The organism is Shewanella sp. HL-SH5, from assembly GCF_051163755.1.
GTDB classification, from domain to species: domain Bacteria; phylum Pseudomonadota; class Gammaproteobacteria; order Enterobacterales; family Shewanellaceae; genus Shewanella; species Shewanella glacialimarina.
The window spans coordinates 3,637,313-3,657,428 of sequence record NZ_CP195038.1 but is presented as its reverse complement, the minus strand read 5'-3'; the positions used below and the strand labels follow the sequence as shown (position 1 = coordinate 3,657,428).

Genomic DNA, 20,116 nt, shown 5'->3' with positions numbered 1-20,116 from the left:
GATTAAGCGATGAAAACAGCCACGCAAACATCGTCTGAAACACGCTCTACAACCATTACCACAGCACCAGAAGAGCTCAAGTTACTGAAAATCGAGTTAGACAAACTCGAGTTAGAAAAGCTGAAACTGTCAAAAATCTTGCTTTATTTACAATTTATTCAATTACTTATTTTTATTCCTTTAGGTGTCGTATTGCTGGTTTTACTGACGCGTCATTGGGATAAAATTTTACAGCTATTAGGCTAACCCAATGCAACTTTATGATCCCCTTGTAAATACCTCTCCACAACAGCAACCCCAGCCTAATAGCTATTGGGCAAGTACGGTTCAATTACCCCTGCCAGGTGCCGCACTAAAAGGTTCTCATCAAACCGATGTGGCTATTATTGGCGGCGGCTACACTGGATTATTAACCGCTTATTATCTAGCGACTGAATTTAATATTGATTGTCACGTGTTGGAAGCTAATCAGGTTGGCTTTGGTGCCAGTGCTCGTAATGCGGGATTTGTTTTAAAAGGTTCTGGTAGATTGGGCTATAGCGCCATGGCACAGCGTTGGAATATTGATACCGCCAAAGGTATTTATGGTGAGTTTACCGAGGCGGTTGAGCGGGTATCAGGATTAATTAAACAGCATCAAATTAGCTGTGATGTGCAGGACACGGGTTACTTAAAAGTCGCCCATAACCCAAAAGCGCTCGCACAACTGCAAGCCGCGGCAGGGTTCATTCAACAACATTTTGGTGATGGGGCTGAGTTTATTGACCGTAACACTTTTTGTGATCAGTACATGAATCACCAGCAAGCTTATGGTGCATTAAGACTAAATGATGGTTTTGGGATTAACCCATTAAAATTATTACTGGGTTATAAACAGATGGTACAGCAAGCCAAAGTGTCGATATCAGAACAATCTTGCGTGCTTGAATGGCAGCAGGAGGGCGGAAAACATCGCTTAATAACCGATTCAGGTGAGCTTACTGCCAATAAGGTGATTTGTGCCGGTAATGCTTATACGCCAAAACAATTCTCGCCAATTATCGATAATAAATATTTGCCAATACTCAGTAATGTCATTGTGACTGAGCCACTTACCGCCGATGAATTACAACAAGCGGGTATTTATACTTCGCAAGTCACCATGGATACTCGCATATTAAAATATTACTATCGATTATTACCTGACAACAGGTTGTTGTTTGGTGGTCGCGGCGCGGTATGGGGCAAAGACGGTGCTAACCCTGTGTATGGTCAAAGGCTAAAAATGGCCTTAGATAAATGCTTTCCTGCATTAAAACACAAAGCCATTGCCTATAACTGGACCGGCTGGATAGCGGCATCGTTTGATGATATGCCACATGTATTTGCACAAAGTGGAGTGGGTTATAGCCTAGGTTATTGTGGTGCTGGAGTGTCTTTTAGCAGCCAAGCGGCTTATCGATTAGCGCAAAGTATGGCGGGTATCGCATCACCTAATTTGCCTTTATATCGTCAGCCGTTACCTGCGCAGCCTGTATCTATACTACCTTTTGGCCAGTTAAAGCGTTTAGGTCAATGGGGTTATTATCATTATGGCTGGATGAAAGACCGCTTTGGCTAAAGCGGTCTTCTATTGTTAAATCGAATTAGCCTACAACGGTACCGTCACTCACTAAGCGCTCATCTAGCGGTTCAATTTTGAAATTGAAATAAGCATATGATGCACTAATTAAGGGGCAAACTAAGTTAAAGAATGCATAGGGTAGATAAGCCACTGTCGCGACACCTAAGGTACTGGCCATAAAGGCACCACAGGTATTCCAAGGAACAAGCGGGCTAGTGACAGTGGCAGAATCTTCAAGGGCGCGACTTAAATTAACTGCAGCAAGTTTTCTGTTGGTATATTCCATTTTGAGCATTCTACCGGGCAACACAATCGCAATGTACTGGTCGGCAGTGATCACGTTGGCGCCAATACACACGCCGAGAGTAGTAATGATCAAACTAGAGGTGCCAGTCACTAGGGTTAAAATACTTTGCAAAATACGGCCAAGTAAGCCAGTAACTTCCATCACGCCACCAAAGGCCATGGCACACAGGATCAGCCAGACAGTCGTCACCATGCTGCTCATACCGCCACGGCTTAATAAGTTATCTAATACCGCATCGCCCGTATTAGCTACATAGCCGTCAAACATAGCGATCCAAATACCTTTAACTAACGCCAGCAGCGGCGGTATTGCATCATCGTGCACATAGGCTAATACATTATCAAATTGAAATATTGCCGCACATACTGCGCCAGCAAGCGTGCCTAAAATAACCGTAGGGAAGGCAGGCATTTTACGGTTAGCTAAATACAACACCACTAAAAGGGGGATCAATAAGTGGAACCCCGGATTAAAGGTGCGTTCAAGTAAGGCTAAGCTATCAGCTAATTGATTTTCTACTGGGGTGGCTTCAGCGGTTAAGCCTAAAAAGGTAAAGCCTATCAGTGCAATTGTAATACTAGGAACCGTGGTCCAGGTCATATGTTTAATGTGGCTGAAAATATCGGTACCGGCTACAGCCGGTGCAAGGTTAGTAGTGTCAGACATTGGCGACATCTTGTCACCAAAGTAAGCACCACTGATAATTGCGCCCGCGGTGATATTAACATCTAACCCCATGGCTGATGATATACCAATAAGCGCAATACCTAAGGTACCGGCTACCGTCCAGGAACTACCAATACTTAATGCAACAATTGCACACAATACACAACATGCGCTGTAGAAATATTGTGGATTAAGAATTTGCATACCGTAATAAATCATTGTGGGCACTGTACCGGCTAAAATCCAGGTACCTATCAGCGAGCCTACACTAAATAAAATAAGTAATGCCCCGGTCGCGACCCCAATACTTTTAACTATGCCACGCTCCATTTGATTCCAGCTGTAGCCATTTTTATAGCCAATCACCATGGCAATACAGGCCGCTAATACCAAGGCGATTTGGTTGGCACCCGATGAGCTATCAGACGAGAAAAGATATACCGCAGCGGCTAGCATAATGATCAGAGCAAACACCGGAATAAGTGCGTCAAGCAAACTTGGTTGCTTGTGCTGAGTGTCAGGCATAAGTAAATCCCTTTGATGATTTATTATTATATTTATAGTCAACGGGTAGTGGTGTGTTATGTGGGTTATAAACTCATTCTGGGGAGTTATAAGCTATTTTACACTAGCCGCATTAGCTTGTTACTAACTTGTTATTTGGCTTCATCGTGACACAGGTCACATCGCAAAGTCGAGCCTAAAAAACTTGTGTTGAGGCGGTTTGGATATAAATCAAAGAGAAGTGTTGATGATGGTATTGATTAAAGCTTTCGGTAAAGTTGGTATTTATGCTAAATAATGAGATTTTCTTGCCTAATTATGCAAGCTATAGCGCTAGAAATGATTTGTTTTTTTATCAAAATCTTCTGCATTATTTACAACGGTAGCATGCGGGATAATTGTTTATCTGAACACCTTATTTAATTATTTGTCTTAAAATATCATTTATATGTTAATAAATAGTGAGGGAATATTTTTTTAGTAGCCTTGACAACCCCTAATATAATTTACTTACGATCTATGAACGCTTTTATATATTCGTTACTTTATTTGAGTATAATGTCATTCATTCTGAGCCGTGGTAGTGCGTTTGTGATAAATCTTTTGCAAGACCCCCAAATTTTTTATATTGGTGGACATTTAGTTGTTGATCCTCGCAAGCAAACAATTACTTACGACAACAATGAACAGAAAGTTGAGCCTCAGCTGATACAGCTGTTATTACTTCTTGTTAGCGAACAAGGTAATATTGTTAGCAGGGAGCGAATATTTGAAACCGTTTGGCCGGGTATGGTGGTCACTCAAAATTCGCTAAACCAGTCCATCAGTAAATTGCGTAAGTTGGTTGGAGATAATAGTAAATCACCACATATTATTGTGACTAACCCAAGAAAGGGATATTCGTTTATTGAGCATGCTCGTTTGGCTCATACCTCAGATGATAATGTGTCTCAAAATCTCCCCTGTTTACCCGCCCAGCAAAGCTCGCAAAGCTCGCAATACGCAGATACTGCATTGCAAACATCGAGTCAAGTTACTGAATCCTCTTTGCCGATAAGTCTTCAGCATATGAAAACGACTGTAATGGTTGTAATTGTTTTTTTGTTATTCATCATTTGCGTTGTATGTATTTCATTGTGGCCAAAGCCTAAACAAGTCATCGTTGTTTCGCCCGCGCCCGTGTTGATCTCTAGTGGAGAAATTCCATCAGATCCCATAGGGCATGCGTTTTCTGGATTTATTTATGCCGGACTAAAAGATTATCTTGCCGATGAAAATATTGAGGTTCATTTTGAATGCTCGACATTGACTGCTAAACAACTGTGCCCTGAAGATTATCAATTTGATCGAAGTCAGGCTATTGAGATTAAGCCAATTTTGCGTTACTTAGGCGATACAGTGAAGCTCAATTTAGTCATTGATGGTGTTAATTCAGATATTGAATTACAAAGTACCTCATTATCTTTCAGCCAGTTAGATCAAGAGCTCGATGATTTATTGTTACAGCTTTTGGATAGGTTTACTGATGAAAAAAATAAAAAGCGAGTATTAACTCCAGCGTTGAACCGGCTGAAGCAGCCACATGATCCTGCTTTACCAATTGATAGGTTGCAATTAGCTGCTTTTGCTTACAGCCAAGGCATTGAAGAAAATAATGATTTCATTGCAAAATTGAAGGCATCTACGCTTAGTTGCGGTTTAGATTGTCCATTAGTCTTTGGTGCCTATGGGCGAGTATTGCTCAATAAGTATGTTAAAGATGAACAGTCGCAAACGCTTCATCTGGCTATCGAGTATTTACTGCAAGGCTTACCTGAGCAATTATCTGAGAATAGATTAAAGCTAGCGGTAGCATATGCTTTAGATGGACAATTAGAAGTTTCACAACAATTGTATGAAAGCTTAGATGCCGTGTCATTTTCTGACGTTAAAAACGCGCTTAAATATTATCTTGACAAAAAATATCGACATAATACTTTGGCAACTCAGAATACTAAGCCGCGTAATAGGCTAGCACGTTTTTTATTTTTTAAAGCGGATGAACAAGCCGAATAGCAATAGTTACTCAGGTTTTTTACCAAAAGTTGCTAGGGCACGTTGCTCTTTAAAGGTTGTTTTTTGCAGCTAATTGTTGGCCAACAAACGCTTTGGCTAAAAACGTTTTACTCTTTATTGAAATGCTTTTTGCTTAGATGACTAAGCATCAATCCATTCGCCTCAATTAAAACGTGTTTAACCCAAAAAATTTAACCAGTAAATATCGACAAGCCCAAGGCACATTTAACTTAATTATAGCTAAAGTGATTTATTCCAGCTGCCATTTTAGAGAAGGTAGCAAGGTTGCGTCACCGCGTTCATCACTATAAAAGCGTATGTCACCATCAGTTGCACTATAGAGTATTTGGCTGTACTGACCTGAAGTAGGCAATGCCAAATCTAGAATTCGAACAGTTTCGCCATTAGCAACAGTAAAACTTGGGCAAACGTGTGCTATTGCCATTAACGTTGCTGACGACACAGGTGACGCTAAGCTCGATTTATTTAATAATGCGTTAGTAACAACCGCTAGTTGTTTAATGTTGTTATGTTCAATGAGTACACTTGAATCGCTTATAGCTAATGATGTTTCGTACGAGTGGACATTATTTTGATTATCAATTAACGCTAAGCATACAGCAGCATCGTCTCCCATTAGGCTTGAATGTTTAAAGCGGTTAATAAAGCTAACTTGGCTGGCTTGCATCGTTATATCAGAATGTTCATTACTTTCGATGAATGCGATGGGTAATTCATCGTTAAGGTCAGTTTCTAACGGCAGGAAAATAAAGTGTCCTTTATTTTCAACTGTTGCGGGAGTAGTAAATTCCCAAGGATCGCTGGCACCATAGAAAGAGGACACTGTAATCTTTAGTTTGGTATTGATATCGCTGTTCTTGACCTGAATGCTGCTCTTATATCCGCTTCTCCAGATTGGCAGTGAAAAACCAGGTCTAACCCTGTCTAATGTTGATAATACCAATCCAGAGTCAATTGTTGGTTGGTCAATTCGTAGCAGCACCTCTTCACTGCGTAAATTGACGGCATTTATTCTAAGCGGTGAATATCCAGTTTTTATTGATTTCGCACCATCTTCAATATATACCAACTGCTGTTGTTTGTTACCTTCATCAGGGGCATCGCTTGATGAGCCACCACATGCTGATATAAAAAATGGTAATATAGTGATGGCACTCAATTTGTAAATTGATTTCATGTTAACTCTATTAAGATAAATGTTGTCGGAACGATACCAAGCTTAATGGCTTGGAAGCTTAATGTGTTTCAGTGGGAGGCATCTTAATAATTGAATGTGATAAAGGGTAATCAAGATTGATGATGAAAAGTGAATATTTGTGACTAGATGCCTATGCATCTGTTTTGCAAAATAATTTTTAAGGTCATTAGGCTGGAGTGTACTTTTGCCTTGTTCGGGGCGTCAGTGAAGTGACCAGTAATTGCGATACGCAATTATGCTTGCGTGTTATAAACATATAGCCCATAGGGAATCAAAGGAATGTTGATGAAGTCTAAAATGTGTGTCTGTCTACTAGTAGTGTTTTTTTTATCAGCCTGCAGTGCAATTGTCAGTCAAAATACCGGTAAACAAACACAATCCAGCAGTCTGATGGATTTTTTATATCCGGATGAAAAAAGTCGTGCTGAACATCAGCCTGAAATCCCTATTCTAAAATTACCGGTAAAAGTGGGTATCGCGTTTGTGCCGTCTAAAAACTGGGGTGCCGACGGTATTCACAGCAAAGATCAAATCGAGTTACTTGAAAAAGTAAAACAGGCGTTTCTTCAATATGATTATATTGGCCACATTGAAGTCATCCCTAGCACTTACTTAAAGCAGGGCCAAGGGTTTGACACCTTAGAACAGCTATCAAGACTATATGATGTCGACGTTATGGCATTAGTGTCTTACGATCAAGTGACTCAATCAATCGAGAATAACGCCGCACTTTTGTATTGGACCATAGTGGGCATGTACGTTATTCCGGGTAATGAAAATGCGATACAAACATTTGTTGATACCGCTGTTTTTGATATCAAAAGTAAAAAAATGTTGTTCAGAGCGCCTGGGGTTAGCAAGCTTGAAAAAAGAACCACCGCGATTGGCATTGATGATACCTTAGCCGAAAAATCACTTGAAGGGTTTGGTATCGCCGTCGATGATATGACGACTAATCTAGATGCGGAATTAGCTAGATTTAAGACTCGAGTAAAAGAAGATAAAGTGGCTACAGTTGAACATAGAGAAGGCTACAGCGGTGGCGGTTCAATGGGTTTTTATTGGGTATTGCTAATGGGTATGGCATGGCTGAGAAGAGTCTGCCGTTGATCATGATTAATGCGGCTTGATGGTCGAAAAAATTAATTGATAAGTTATCTAATAAAATGAAAGGGCATAGTTTGAAAAAAATAATAATAGGGATGTTGTTTATATTTCTGACAGCGTGTGCAGCAACTGGCGGTAAAACAGAATCAGCAGTTAATAATGAAACCCAAAATGAGCAGACTGATATCCCACTATCAGAAAGAATTTATTTTCTACAGCATAACTTGATAGCAGAGTGGATGTTTGAATCGGAAGGTGATTTCTATGCTGATTTAATGGAGGGGAATAATGATAAATTCTTTGAAGTTGCTGCTGAAGTCGTCAATTCTGAATATGCCAGCGGTATCGTAGTGGCCCCCATGATTGAAAGTGGCGTGGTGTTATTTAGTTTTCCTACCCCGTTAACCTCTCCGAATTGTTACTTTTCTATCATAAAAAAGGAAGCAACAGGTTTTTCTTATTATACCTATGAGAAAACTTTAGATTACGGTGAAAAAGAGTTTATAGCCGTCGTAGGTGGATGGGATGAAGATGGATCTCACATGAATTTTGGCATTCGAAATTATCAAACCGGACAAGATTTTGTGACTGATATCTTGGGCGATAAATAGAGGGCAACTTCAGGATTTAATGATGCCAAATAATAGGGGCCATAGATATTTGTCATAAAAAAATCCCTGTGATGCTTTAATTAGCCACCATCACAGGGATTTATTATGTCACATAAAAACTAACTTATTATGCTTTACCTTGCTCGCGCGCAATGGCACGGTAAGCAATATCGGTGCGGAAGTAAACGTCATCCCAATGGATGGTATTTACTAATGCGTAAGCGGCTTTTTGCGCTTCAGTAACGGTATTACCTAATGCTGTAGCACATAGCACTCGGCCACCATTTGTTACCACATGACCGTCTTTCATTTCAGTGCCAGCATGGAATACCTTGGCATTGTTATCGCCAAGTGATAACCCATCAATCACATCATGCTTACGATACGCATCTGGGTAACCGCCAGCGGCTAACACAACACCTACAGCAGGACGTGAATCAAACTCAGCGGTGACTTTATCTAACTCACCACGAGTTGCTGCTAAACACAGTTCAACGATATCAGATTGCAGACGCATCATGATTGGCTGAGTCTCTGGGTCACCAAAACGGCAGTTGTACTCAAGTACCTTTGCACTACCGTCAGGTGAAATCATCAAGCCCGCGTAAAGAAATCCAGTGTAAACGTTACCTTCAGCGGCCATGCCATCTACCGTTGGGCGAATAACATTAGCGATGGTCCAGTCATGAACTGCCTGAGTCACAACAGGTGCCGGTGAGTATGCACCCATGCCGCCAGTATTTGGACCGTAGTCTCCATTGTCGCGAGCTTTGTGGTCCTGGCTGGTGGCCATGGCTAGAATGTTTTTGCCATCAACCATAACGATAAAGCTGGCTTCTTCACCCTTTAAAAATTCTTCGATAACAACGCGTGAACCCGCTTCGCCAAATTTATTACCAGATAACATATCGTCAATGGCTGCATCGGCTTCAACCTGGCTAGCAGCAATAATCACGCCTTTTCCTGCGGCTAAACCATCGGCTTTAATCACCACAGGAAAACCTGTTTTAGCGGTTAACTCTGTCGCGTAAGCTTTGGCTGGCTCAATTTCAGTGAAGTTTGAATAATCAGCTGTTGGAATGTTATGACGCGCTAAAAAGTCTTTAGTAAAGGCTTTTGATGACTCAAGCTGAGCAGCACCCTGTGTTGGACCAAATATAGGTAAACCAGCAGCGTTAAACGCATTAACCACACCCAATGATAAAGGCACTTCTGGGCCAACAATGGTGAGTTCAATCTTGTTGTCTTGGGCAAATTTCACTAACTCTGAAATGGCCTCAACCTTGATTGCTACGTTTTCTAGTTTTGGCTCTAGTGATGTGCCCGCATTACCTGGCGCAACAAAAACTTTTTCAACTTGAGCAGACTGAGCCGCTTTCCAAGCTAGAGCATGTTCACGACCGCCGCCACCAATTACAAGTACTTGCATCTCGATTCATTCCTCTAAGTAGTAAAAATATATGATTCTTTAAACGAAAAAAGCAGCCAAACAAGGCTGCTCTATTCTAGTGCCGATTAATGGCGGAAGTGACGCATGCCAGTAAATACCATGGCGATATTGTGTTCATCCGCAGCGGCAATAATTTCTTCATCGCGAATTGAACCACCCGGTTGAATAATACAACTGATACCTGCAGCAGCGGCAGCGTCAATACCATCGCGGAATGGGAAGAATGCATCAGATGCCATTACAGAACCTTCAACCACTAAACCTTCATCAGCTGCTTTAATACCGGCAACTTTAGCTGAGTAAACGCGGCTCATTTGACCTGCGCCAACACCGATTGTCATGCCATCTTTGGCGTACACAATCGCGTTTGATTTAACAAACTTAGCCACTTTCCAGCAGAACATTAAGTCGGTTAATTGCTCAGCCGTTGGTTGACGTTTTGATACCACTTTAACGTCTTCAACATTGACCATGCCCTGGTCGCGGTCTTGAACCAATAAACCACCATTAACACGCTTAAAGTCTTGAGTGGTGGTTTTAGTGTTCCACTCACCACATTCTAATAAACGTACGTTAGCTTTAGCAGCAACAATGTCACGTGCAGCCTGGCTGACTTTAGGTGCAATAATCACTTCAACAAATTGACGGTCAACAATTGCTTTGGCCGTGTCTGCATCTAATTCCTGGTTAAAGGCAATAATGCCACCAAAGGCAGAGGTTGGATCTGTTTTGAATGCGCGCTCGTAAGCTTCTAAAATAGTACTGCCTAATGCTACACCACAAGGATTAGCATGCTTAACAATCACACATGCAGGGCCTTCAAATTCTTTTACACACTCAAGTGCTGCGTCAGTATCGGCGATGTTGTTATAAGATAATGCCTTACCTTGAAGTTGAGTTGCACTGGCAACAGATGCTTCATCAATGTGCGTATCCACATAAAACGCCGCTTTTTGATGACTGTTTTCACCGTAGCGTAAGTCTTGTTTTTTGATCAACTGAGTGTTGAATGTACGTGGAAAGCTTGAATCTTCATGGCACTCATCTTTGCTATGAGCAGGCACCATAGTGCCGAAGTAGTTAGCTATCATGCCATCGTATGCCGCAGTGTGTTCAAATGCGGCTATGGCTAGGTCAAAACGGGTTTCAAGCGTAGTGCTACCATTGTTAGCTTGCATTTCAGCAATCACGCGAGCGTAATCTTTAGCGTTAACCACTATGGTAGTGTCTTTGTGGTTTTTAGCCGTAGAGCGCACCATTGTTGGGCCGCCGATATCGATGTTTTCAACGGCATCAGCCAATGTACAACCTGCTTTTGCCACAGTTTCAGCAAATGGATACAGATTTACGGCGACTAAATCGATAGGCTTGATACCGTTTTGTTCCATCACGATCTCATCAATACCACGACGAGCTAAAATGCCGCCATGCACTTTAGGATGCAATGTTTTGACACGACCATCCATGATCTCAGGGTGACCTGTGTAATCAGAAACTTCCATGACAGGGATATTGTTATCGGCAAGCAATTTTGCTGTGCCACCGGTAGATAACAGTTCAACACCTTGGGCATGCAAAGCTTGTGCAAATTCAAGGATTCCAGTTTTATCTGAAACGCTTAGTAGCGCGCGACGAATTGGTCTGACAGTATTCATGTAGGTACAGGGTCCACTATTAAATTTCAAGGATCTTTCGCAAAGCAGATTCGGGTTGTTTAATGGTGTTTACACCCAAAAGTGAATCTGTTTTGCCAAAGTTCCTCGGGGCATTATTTGAACAAAATGTGCAGCTATTTATGATTATTATTATCTGTGCCGCCAGAGCGCGCATATTTTACCGTAAACAATAGGGCTTGAGTGTTTTTTCTGCGTGATTTCACAATATTGAAATCCGAACAACACCAGGGAAAATAAATAACCATAAAACCCTTGACCTTGGATTAAACTCTAAGGTTTATACTTGAGCCATATTCAAAGTTTGCTTACGGCAACAACGGGACGATTATGTATCGAATAGGTGAGTTAGCGAGTCAGTGTGATATCAAGGCTGACACCTTACGCTTTTATGAAAAACACGGCCTGCTTGCACCATCGAGCCGTTCTGAGTCTGGTTATCGTTTATATAATAATGATGATGCCGCTAGATTACGTTTTATTTTACGCGCTAAAGCTGTTGGTTTTACCTTAAATGAGATAGCAGAGCTGTTGTCTATTGAACTTGATAAAGCCAACTGGGCCTGTGCTGACGTGAAAGGTATGGTGGATAACAAACTTGAGCAGGTTGAAGCTAAAATTGCCGAGTTAACCCAGTTTGCTAATTCCTTACAAAGTTTATCTAACGCCTGTTGTGGTGGCCCCGATAGCGCCGAGCATTGCAGTATTTTAGAGGCGCTTGAATCTGAAGATAAGCAGCTAAATGCCAGAAATGAAACGGCACATAAAGCGCATCAACATGGTTAGTCTTTATTGATTTTGCTTGTTCGCCGCTATCAACACCTTGATGGAAGCTTGTTAGTTATATTGCCATAAGCGGCTTTAACCGATAGCCGCTGGAGAAATCACTATGTTATTTGATAATTTTATTCAGTTATTTTTAGAGTCGGCACCCTGGCTGCTGCTTGGACTCATTCTGGCTGGCTTGTTAAAAGTCTTTGTTCCTATGGAGTGGATGCAAAAGCAGCTAGGTGGTCATGGTTTTAAAACCGTGCTGAAAGCGGCCTTGCTAGGTGCGCCATTGCCTTTATGCTCATGTGGGGTTATTCCTGCCGCTGTTGGCTTGCGCCGCTCAGGTGCATCAAAAGCCGCGACAACGTCATTTTTAGTTTCAACGCCTGAAACCGGTGTCGATTCTGTGACAGTGTCTTACGTGTTACTCGGCCCTTTCATGGCCATAGTACGTCCAATTGCGGCAATCACCAGCGCCATTGTTGCAGGCTTGTTGGTCGGGCGAGATGACGATGATGGAAAGCCTGATGATAAAGCTAGCCATAAAGCTGTGGAAAAGACTGCGGTTGTGATAGCAGAAAAATCCAGCAGTTGTTGTGCAAGTCAGTCAGCTAAACCTAAAGCGATAACAACGATGAGCTTTAAGCCAGTCGATCCCGCTAGCTTGTTGATTAAACCGGCCTTGGTTGAAAGTCAGTCGTTTAAAGCTGACTCATTTAAGGTTGTTGCTGATAAATCGGTGGATAATCTTGCTCAGGTAAAATCGTGTTGTAGTTCAACCTCCGTCGAAAAAGCACCGCAAAAGTCCAGCTGTTGCAGTAAAGCTTCAGCGTCGTCTGCGCAAATAACCGCTTTGGTCAAATCCGATGTTGTAGCATCGACTAAAGCCAGTTGTTGCAGCACCAAATCGGCTAACCAAGCAAATGTGACTCCTAAAGCGAGTGAACCCTCAGAAAGTTGCTGTGCTTCAACCGATGATATGGCGACTGCGTTAAAGCAAAACTCAATTTTAAGCCGAGTGGGTTCAGGTTTGCACTATGCAGCGACCGATCTCGTGCGTGACACCACCCTATGGTTATTGGTGGGCTTGTTCTTTGCCGCTTTAGTACAAACCTATGTGCCAGGTGATTTTTTGGCAAAATGGGGTGATGGTATTCTGGCCATGTTAGTGATGGTGCTGGTGTCTGTGCCTATGTACATATGTGCGACCGCTTCAACGCCAATAGCTGCAGGCTTGTTATTGGCCGGGGTGTCGCCGGGTGCGGTGCTGGTGTTTATGATGGCAGGTCCTGCAACTAATATCGCCACATTAGGTGTGGTCAGTAAGGAGTTAGGCAAGCGTGCATTGTTAGGTTACCTTGGTGGAGTATTAGGTGTGGCGTTAATTTCTGGCTTGGTTGTGAATTACTTAGTGGCAACATTTGGATTTGAGGTGGTACCGCAAATTGGACCAGAACATCAGTTATTACCACAGGGTGTTGTGGCAATATCGGGCATTGTGTTGGCCATTTTAATGGCAAAAGTATTATGGGATAAGCTGCCTAAAAAACAAAAAGATCAAAGCTGTTGCTCGTAATGCAGCGTTAAATGCCATCAAATGATATTAATGATGGTTTAAGATAAAAAGGCCGCAAAGGCCTTTTTTATTGAGATTTGTCACGCTTATTGGCCAAATATCTGATTTAACTTTTCAGCTAATCGAATACCAGCCTGCTGTAATCTAAGTTCAATTAAAGGTAAATTGGCTGTTTCATAATCGGACCCTAACTCGTATTCTGCTGCTGAATTGACCTCTAATCGATAAACATTGACCCGTAAGGCTGTAGACTCATCAGCCCATTGACAGTAGTTTTTTCCCGTCCAGTCATGCTTTTGTTCTGGGGTGATATGACTCAAAAAGCGCGTATATTCATTAGCGTTAAGTTGCTGGTGGGCTAATAGTTTACTGTCCCATACCGAATGTAAATTGCTGTTTTTACCAAACCATTTCAATTTCACGCCGTTACCACCCTGATCATGACGATATCCTACATGCAAAGGTTGGTGTAGATCACCGACAAAATGGACATAAAAGGCGAGCGCTTGCCATTGCTTCTTAGGTGTTGTGTTCGAGTCAGAGAGTACTTTTTCAAAACCTTCTAGACTGCGTAAAATATCACCGTTTGGATTACGTTTAACATTGCTCCAACTTTCATTCTCATCAATGGATATATAATGCCAAGAGGCACTATGTCTCCAGTGAGTGCTGGATCGTATTTCATCTGCCCAAGTCGATATTTGTGCTAAGGATTTCCCCTGAGTCAATTGACGGATATTTTTAGCCGCGTGATCAGTTAAATTGTCTTCGGCTATATGAGCGATAATTTGATGACCTAATCTGCCAAATGCCACAGCAGGGCGACTGCTGAATATGCACAAGACTAAACTAATGCAGAGCAAGGATGTTATCCCGTTCATTAAATTCCTTTTCTTGTTATTGATGTAAATTGCTTTCTAACCTCAAGCCAAAAGAGAAAACGGCACTCTTATATGACATGTTCTCATCGTGAGTTTTGGGCGATAACAGCAGTAGTCGTTAACGCAATACTGTAATCTGTTAATGCTATATATTGGTTTATAGAATGGTATTGCGCAAAATAACAGCGGAAAAGGCGTTTTACAGAAGCTTGCTTGACTTGTATTTTGACGTTGCGAATTTGTGTGAGAAATGATTGAAAGAGGCACAAACAAAAATACCGAGCTATGCTCGGTATTTCTTATGGTTATCACTTAAAAATAAATTTTATTTAGCCTTAGAAACGATACCTGATGAAGGTGCGTTTTTTGATTGCTTAACTGCACGTTTTTCTTTTAATGACAGTAATGGCTGCTTTTTGGATTCTTTAGAATTATTGCGCTCTTTACTCATGTTGTGCTCCAAAAAAGTATGATAGAAAATGACGAATTCATTTATTAACGGTTATGCTGTTTTTGTGCTTAACCTAGTTAGTAAAAGTAGCGTAGCACTAATTCGTTTAGTTTCATCTAGGGCCAATATATAATATTTTCATCTAGGATTAGCGTAATTTATGCTATCACTTTGGCATATAAAGTGCCGTGCTGGCACTTGAGATATTAGCGTGTTAAGTAATGTTACAATATGGTCAAATTAGAGAGAGTATAAAGGAGTGGAAAGTGATTTCACGTAGCCTGAGGTTTGAACAGTTAACACGAGATGAACTCTACGAAATAATGAAACTGCGAGTTGATGTGTTTGTGGTTGAGCAAAAGTGTCCATATCCTGAATTGGACGAGAAAGATCGACATTCACAAACCCAGCACATGGTAATACAGGACCGAGACGGACATTTAGTTGCCTATTGTCGTATTTTGCCTCCAGGATTAAGTTACCCGCAAGCCAGTATTGGACGGGTTGTTGTTGCATCTAGTCACCGCGGCCAGGGCTTAGCAGAGTCATTAATGCAACAGGCATTACCAAAAGTATTGGCGTATTGGCCCAATGCTGGGGTGCAAATTGGTGCACAGGAACATCTACAAAAATTTTATCAGCGCCTTGGTTTTATTAGCCATTCCGAGGTTTATTTAGAAGATGGAATCCCCCATATTGATATGCTTTACCAATTTTAAAGGAAATTTTAATGTCTGATTATGTAATCAATAACACCCAGTTAGTATGTGTAGCACAATTTGTCGCCAAAACAGGTAAGCGAGATGCACTAGTGGCGGCGTTAGCTGCATTAATTCCTGACACGCGTAAAGAGCTAGGTTGTATTCGCTATGAATTAAACATTAGCTTAGATGATGACAATAAAGTGGCTTTTGTGGAAAAGTTTGTCGACCGGGCAGCATTTGACCAACATTGCGAAAAAGAGGCTATTCAGTATTATTTTCATAAAGTAATGCCTGAGTTAGTCGAATCGCACCATGTTGAAGTATTTAATCAGGTAATTGTGTAATAGATTATAAATAAAAGAGTGGCAGGCCACTCTTTTTAAAATGAATTAGTGGGATTTACGTAAAACGATGTTGGGGCGTAAGTCGACCTCACCATCTTGATATATTGCAGCAATGTCATTTTGTTGTGATATTACAGCCACTGGACCTTTTAATGTGTGCCGAACAAACAGTAAACGGTATCCGAAACGATGTAAGTCGTATAGTGCGAGTTTTTGCTCAGCAGTTGTGAGCTCCCAACATTCACTATTAGCTAAGGGGGCACTTCGGCGCTCACCGATATCAAGCGCGGTCTGATCCATCATCATGTAACTCATTCACACTCCTTTGTGAGAGAAAAATAGTCAACTAAAATGTTGATTAGGCTAATATAACAAAAAATTTATTCATGGATAGTGCTTTTTTATGACAAATTATGTTTTATGCCATAAACCAAGTGTAATAGAGTGTGATTTAAATGAATATTAAGGGATGTGATCTTGTTAGAATATATTGAACCTGTGTTTAGACCACCGTCAGAATGGAAGTCATTAATCTTACAGGTGACTAATGGATGTAGTTGGAATAATTGCACTTTTTGTGACATGTATACTCAACCGCAAAAGCAGTTTCGGGCGCAGAAATTAGATAAAATAGAACAAGACATTTTACTCGCCGCTGAATCTGGTTATCCAATAAGTCGGGTGTTTTTGGCTGATGGTGATGCGATGAGCCTGCCATTTAATCGCTTGAAAGCCATGTGTGAGTTAATTAATACCCATCTCCCCTCTGTGACTCGTATTAGCAGTTACTGTTTGCCGCGTAATTTGAAAAATAAAACGGTTGAACAGTTAGCTGAGCTGCGCCAAATGGGATTATCTTTACTTTATGTCGGCTGTGAAAGTGGCGATGATGAAGTGCTGACCCGTATTCAAAAGGGGGAGGATTATCAGTCTTCAGTTGAAGCCCTTAATAAAATCAAGCAAGCTGGAATGAAATCATCAGTAATGATTTTAATGGGGCTGGGTGGGGTTAAATTATCCAAGCAACATGCCATAGCCTCAGCTAAGTTAATGAATGAAACTCAACCTGATTACTTGTCTACTTTAGTTGTCACTTTACCATTAGGTACTGAGCGTATGGATGCGGCATTTGATGGTAAATTTGAGTTACCTAACCAACAGGGATTATTGGCTGAAATGCATACTTTGCTGACTCACCTTGAGTTAACTAAAACCATTTTTAGATCTGATCACGCTTCAAATTATTTAGTGCTTAAAGGTGTGTTAGGTAAAGACAAACCTCAACTTGTCCAACAAGTCACGCAAGCATTACAAGGTATGGTGCCATTAAGACAAGAATGGCAAAGAGGCCTGTAAGCCTGTTGCTCTTAATATTAGATAAAAGGAAGTTATTAATATGGATATTCGAGTCGATGATTTATCTGGTGTTGAAATAGCAGCATTGTTAGAAGAACATTTACAGGATATGTACGCAACCTCTCCAGCAGAGTCGGTTCATGCTTTAGATTTATCAAAACTGCGCCAGCCTAATATTACCTTTTGGACTATTTGGGACAATGGGCAACTTGCTGGATGTGGCGCATTAAAGCACCTTAGTACATTACATGCAGAGATTAAATCTATGCGCGTAGCCAAGGCCCATAGACGTAAAGGCGTTGCAGCAAAATTATTGCAACATATGTTGGATGTTGCAAAAATTAATGGATATCAACAGCTCAGTTTAGAAACCGGCACAATGGCATTTTTTGAACCCGCTAGACAATTGTACGCAGGTTTTGGATTTGAGGTAGGCGAACAATTTGCTGACTACCCGTTAGATCGCCACAGCTTGTTTATGCATAAACACCTTTAATTGAACCAAGCTAAGGAGTCATTAGCTTGGTTCATCAATAAAGATATCTTCTATGGTCAAGCCAAATAGTCGCGCGGCTTTGAATGCCAATGGTAAGCTGGGATCAAACTTACCTTTTTCAATCGCATTAATGGTTTGGCGCGACACATTCAACAAGTCAGCTAACTGAGCTTGAGTTAAGTCCCGCTCGGCACGTAATACTTTCAAGCGATTATTCATTGGTACTTCCTGTTTCCCATAATTATACCTATTAGATAAGTGAGACTCATCACAATAACAAGATGGGATATTTCAGCATGAGCTTGAATTAGACCTGTTGTATCTAGGGTTGAGTAGCTGATCCCTATGATAAGTCCCATACCTAAACTTAACCCCATGGCATTGAGTTGAATCTTTTGCTGAAGTTCATCTAAGTCGGCTAAATGTTGCTTATTGGCAATTATCATCCCTATTCCAATAAGAAAGTTAACGCCTATTGCGGTAAGTGTTATCCATTGGCTTTGTTGCCAAATAAATTGAGCGCCAAAAGTGGCAAATGCTAAAGAAAGTACCCATGCAGCCGTCCATTTAGCGAGTCGTTTGGTGTTAATCTGGTTACGCTGTTTCCAATCTGTATTATTACAATCGAGTGTTTTCATTTCGGTATCCTTTTCAAGTTAGTCTGCTTTAATGTCAAGTAAGCTTTACTTAAATATGGTGTGATTACTGAAATGTGTCAAGTGTAGTTTACTTTTTGTCGTTAATTTAAGTCTTTTTGCGGGCAGAAAACAAAAAGACGACATAATGTCGCCCTAATATATTCAACACTAATCCTATTCAGGGTTAACGTTGAATTTGAATTTCGCGCACTGGGCAAGGAATGATTATGTTTGCTTGTTTTAATGCCAGCATCACTTGTTGATTGGTTTGATATTTAGCTTGAAAATAATGTTTTGTTGGCACCCAGTACCGCATACCCAATTCAATGCCTATGCTATTAAAACCGTTGATGCCAACTAAGATTTTTTGGTCTTTATTGACCTTGTCTGACAGCGAAATAGCCTGTTCAATTATTGTAATTATCGCCGCGGTATCAGCTTGATAATCAATATTGAGGGTATTTTCAACTAACTTGTATTCAAATGAGTTATGCAGTATTTCACCTATAATGAGTTTATTAGGGATACTGATTTGTTCACCTTCTTCGTTGGTTAATATTGTTTGTCCCAGTTTGATCAAACTGACTACACCATTAACGCCACTCACTTCAATGGTGTTACCGACCACAAAAGGGCGAGTCACTATGATAGTCACCCCTGCGGCATAGTTTGATAACATGCCTTGTAAAGCAAGTCCTGCCCCTAAGGACGCTGCACCAATAGCGGCAACCATTGGTGTGACACTAATTCCCAGTTTGCCTAAGCAGATGACCGCAACCATGACTATGATAATGATGCGAACCAAGTTTGAAGTGAAATTACTCAGGGTAATGTCTATTTCATGCTTTTCAAATAGCCTAGTGACAAGGTTAGCCACTTTACTTGCTAGCCATAATCCGATTAAAAATATCAGTAAAGCCCCAACAAGCTGAAAGCTATACTGAACTAAAAACTCAGTGATAAGGCTGTAAGCATTTTGAAGTTGGGCAAGTTCCAGGTCTAAGTTTGGTTGGTCCATCTGATATCCCTATTTTGGCAAGTCATAAAGGTATTTTTGTGAACCGTATCATAACAAGTTCATTCACTTTATAAAAAATCATCTTCATTGGGATATTAGTCATATTATCTTGGTAGCGTGACTAAACTTATTTTTAGCTTAGAGGTGGCACATGCGAAATCAGCTGTTTATGGCAAGTTTTATATTACCGATGTTATTTTTATCTACTTCCACAATTGCGGATAAGCTGACACTAAAAGTGGGCGATACGCTGACAGAAATGAGTTTACACAATCAGTTTAATAAGCCACTTAATGTAACTTCACAAACACAGGTCTTATTATTTAGTCGGGATATGGACGGCGGAGCAGTTATCCAAGCCGCATTTGAACAAACACCAGCAAATAAACGGCCTGAAAATTTAGTTTATGTTGCTGATATCAGTGGTATGCCTTCACTTATTGCGAAATTTATTGCCGTACCTAAAATGCAAGATTATTCATTTATGTTAGGACTTGATAGAGAAGGTGACATAACAGCAAGGTTTCCTGCCGAAAAAAGTCAGGCTACTATCATAAAAATCAATCAACTAAAGGTGATATCGATTGCATATGCTCAGGATGTCGAATCACTCATTGTTCAATGGTAATGACATCTTGAAAATATTAATTTAGGTTAATCATTTGTTATTTTCACCAATATTTGGT

22 protein-coding genes are annotated in these 20,116 nt (G+C 40.9%); 12 read left to right on the top strand and 10 right to left on the bottom strand.

The window, feature by feature from the left end; translation table 11 throughout:
* Nucleotides 1-9 precede the first annotated feature (9 nt).
* Together ACRWQM_RS15995 and ACRWQM_RS15990 are read left to right on the top strand one after the other, a co-directional pair.
* Nucleotides 10-246 carry a hypothetical protein gene (locus ACRWQM_RS15995; protein WP_434930607.1) on the top strand — a complete coding sequence of 79 codons (237 nt, stop codon included), beginning with the start codon at nt 10-12 and terminating at the stop codon, nt 244-246.
* A gap of 4 nt (nt 247-250) precedes the next feature.
* Nucleotides 251-1,600 carry an NAD(P)/FAD-dependent oxidoreductase gene (locus ACRWQM_RS15990; protein ID WP_434930606.1) on the top strand — a complete coding sequence of 450 codons (1,350 nt, stop codon included), beginning with the start codon at nt 251-253 and terminating at the stop codon, nt 1,598-1,600.
* A gap of 25 nt (nt 1,601-1,625) precedes the next feature.
* Here the strand turns inward: ACRWQM_RS15990 and nhaC are convergent, their stop codons facing one another.
* Entirely contained in the window at nt 1,626-3,101 is a 1,476-nt protein-coding gene (gene nhaC / locus ACRWQM_RS15985; RefSeq protein ID WP_434930605.1) for a Na+/H+ antiporter NhaC, read from the bottom strand.
* A gap of 537 nt (nt 3,102-3,638) precedes the next feature.
* Between nhaC and ACRWQM_RS15980 the strand changes: the two genes are divergently transcribed.
* Nucleotides 3,639-5,135 carry a winged helix-turn-helix domain-containing protein gene (locus tag ACRWQM_RS15980; protein WP_434930604.1) on the top strand — a complete coding sequence of 499 codons (1,497 nt, stop codon included), beginning with the start codon at nt 3,639-3,641 and terminating at the stop codon, nt 5,133-5,135.
* Nucleotides 5,136-5,385: 250 nt separating this feature from the next.
* Here the strand turns inward: ACRWQM_RS15980 and ACRWQM_RS15975 are convergent, their stop codons facing one another.
* Complete coding sequence (locus ACRWQM_RS15975; protein WP_434930603.1) at nt 5,386-6,333, bottom strand: hypothetical protein; 948 nt, start codon at nt 6,331-6,333, stop codon at nt 5,386-5,388.
* A 306-nt stretch (nt 6,334-6,639) separates the two neighbouring features.
* Between ACRWQM_RS15975 and rhlP the strand changes: the two genes are divergently transcribed.
* Both rhlP and ACRWQM_RS15965 read left to right on the top strand, forming a co-directional pair.
* Complete coding sequence (gene rhlP / locus ACRWQM_RS15970; protein WP_434930602.1) at nt 6,640-7,464, top strand: rhombotarget lipoprotein; 825 nt, start codon at nt 6,640-6,642, stop codon at nt 7,462-7,464.
* Nucleotides 7,465-7,535: 71 nt separating this feature from the next.
* Nucleotides 7,536-8,072 carry a hypothetical protein gene (locus ACRWQM_RS15965; RefSeq protein WP_434930601.1) on the top strand — a complete coding sequence of 179 codons (537 nt, stop codon included), beginning with the start codon at nt 7,536-7,538 and terminating at the stop codon, nt 8,070-8,072.
* Between the two features lie 127 nt (nt 8,073-8,199).
* On the opposite strand, the gene purD is transcribed toward ACRWQM_RS15965, so the two are convergent.
* Entirely contained in the window at nt 8,200-9,501 is a 1,302-nt protein-coding gene (purD, locus tag ACRWQM_RS15960; protein ID WP_434930600.1) for a phosphoribosylamine--glycine ligase, read from the bottom strand.
* A gap of 86 nt (nt 9,502-9,587) precedes the next feature.
* Entirely contained in the window at nt 9,588-11,177 is a 1,590-nt protein-coding gene (gene purH, locus ACRWQM_RS15955; RefSeq protein ID WP_434930599.1) for a bifunctional phosphoribosylaminoimidazolecarboxamide formyltransferase/IMP cyclohydrolase, read from the bottom strand.
* A gap of 348 nt (nt 11,178-11,525) precedes the next feature.
* Between purH and zntR the strand changes: the two genes are divergently transcribed.
* Nucleotides 11,526-11,981, top strand: coding sequence for a Zn(2+)-responsive transcriptional regulator (gene zntR, locus ACRWQM_RS15950; protein WP_434928077.1), 456 nt, complete (start codon nt 11,526-11,528; stop codon nt 11,979-11,981).
* Nucleotides 11,982-12,084: 103 nt separating this feature from the next.
* Complete coding sequence (locus tag ACRWQM_RS15945) at nt 12,085-13,542, top strand: SO_0444 family Cu/Zn efflux transporter (RefSeq protein ID WP_434930598.1); 1,458 nt, start codon at nt 12,085-12,087, stop codon at nt 13,540-13,542.
* A gap of 86 nt (nt 13,543-13,628) precedes the next feature.
* On the opposite strand, the gene ACRWQM_RS15940 is transcribed toward ACRWQM_RS15945, so the two are convergent.
* Nucleotides 13,629-14,423 carry a S1/P1 nuclease gene (locus ACRWQM_RS15940; protein ID WP_434930597.1) on the bottom strand — a complete coding sequence of 265 codons (795 nt, stop codon included), beginning with the start codon at nt 14,421-14,423 and terminating at the stop codon, nt 13,629-13,631.
* Between the two features lie 325 nt (nt 14,424-14,748).
* The gene (locus ACRWQM_RS15935; RefSeq protein WP_264177950.1) at nt 14,749-14,874 is read right to left on the bottom strand and encodes a hypothetical protein; all 126 of its coding nucleotides are present in this window, start codon (nt 14,872-14,874) and stop codon (nt 14,749-14,751) included.
* A gap of 221 nt (nt 14,875-15,095) precedes the next feature.
* Here ACRWQM_RS15935 and ACRWQM_RS15930 point away from each other — a divergent pair, with 221 nt between their 5' ends.
* A complete protein-coding gene (locus tag ACRWQM_RS15930; protein ID WP_434928081.1) occupies nt 15,096-15,593 on the top strand; it encodes a GNAT family N-acetyltransferase in 498 nt (165 codons plus the stop codon).
* Between the two features lie 11 nt (nt 15,594-15,604).
* Entirely contained in the window at nt 15,605-15,922 is a 318-nt protein-coding gene (locus ACRWQM_RS15925; protein WP_434928082.1) for a putative quinol monooxygenase, read from the top strand.
* A gap of 45 nt (nt 15,923-15,967) precedes the next feature.
* On the opposite strand, the gene ACRWQM_RS15920 is transcribed toward ACRWQM_RS15925, so the two are convergent.
* Complete coding sequence (locus ACRWQM_RS15920; protein WP_434928083.1) at nt 15,968-16,237, bottom strand: hypothetical protein; 270 nt, start codon at nt 16,235-16,237, stop codon at nt 15,968-15,970.
* A gap of 159 nt (nt 16,238-16,396) precedes the next feature.
* Here ACRWQM_RS15920 and ACRWQM_RS15915 point away from each other — a divergent pair, with 159 nt between their 5' ends.
* Nucleotides 16,397-17,278: a radical SAM protein gene (locus tag ACRWQM_RS15915; protein ID WP_434932047.1), complete on the top strand. Its 882-nt coding sequence runs from the start codon at nt 16,397-16,399 to the stop codon at nt 17,276-17,278.
* A 40-nt stretch (nt 17,279-17,318) separates the two neighbouring features.
* On the top strand, nt 17,319-17,774 hold the full coding sequence (locus ACRWQM_RS15910; RefSeq protein ID WP_434930596.1) for a GNAT family N-acetyltransferase: 456 nt from the start codon (nt 17,319-17,321) through the stop codon (nt 17,772-17,774).
* A gap of 21 nt (nt 17,775-17,795) precedes the next feature.
* Here the strand turns inward: ACRWQM_RS15910 and ACRWQM_RS15905 are convergent, their stop codons facing one another.
* From ACRWQM_RS15905 to ACRWQM_RS15895, 3 genes are all read right to left on the bottom strand, one after another.
* Nucleotides 17,796-17,993 carry a helix-turn-helix transcriptional regulator gene (locus ACRWQM_RS15905; protein WP_226411482.1) on the bottom strand — a complete coding sequence of 66 codons (198 nt, stop codon included), beginning with the start codon at nt 17,991-17,993 and terminating at the stop codon, nt 17,796-17,798.
* Nucleotides 17,990-18,412, bottom strand: a complete 423-nt coding sequence (locus ACRWQM_RS15900; protein WP_434930595.1) for a hypothetical protein — start codon at nt 18,410-18,412, stop codon at nt 17,990-17,992. The genes ACRWQM_RS15905 and ACRWQM_RS15900 overlap by 4 nt, the downstream gene beginning before the upstream one ends.
* 184 nt (nt 18,413-18,596) lie before the next feature.
* Entirely contained in the window at nt 18,597-19,430 is an 834-nt protein-coding gene (locus ACRWQM_RS15895; protein ID WP_434930594.1) for a mechanosensitive ion channel family protein, read from the bottom strand.
* 151 nt (nt 19,431-19,581) lie between these two features.
* Between ACRWQM_RS15895 and ACRWQM_RS15890 the strand changes: the two genes are divergently transcribed.
* On the top strand, nt 19,582-20,058 hold the full coding sequence (locus tag ACRWQM_RS15890) for a hypothetical protein (RefSeq protein WP_434928088.1): 477 nt from the start codon (nt 19,582-19,584) through the stop codon (nt 20,056-20,058).
* The last annotated feature ends 58 nt before the right edge of the window (nt 20,059-20,116 follow it).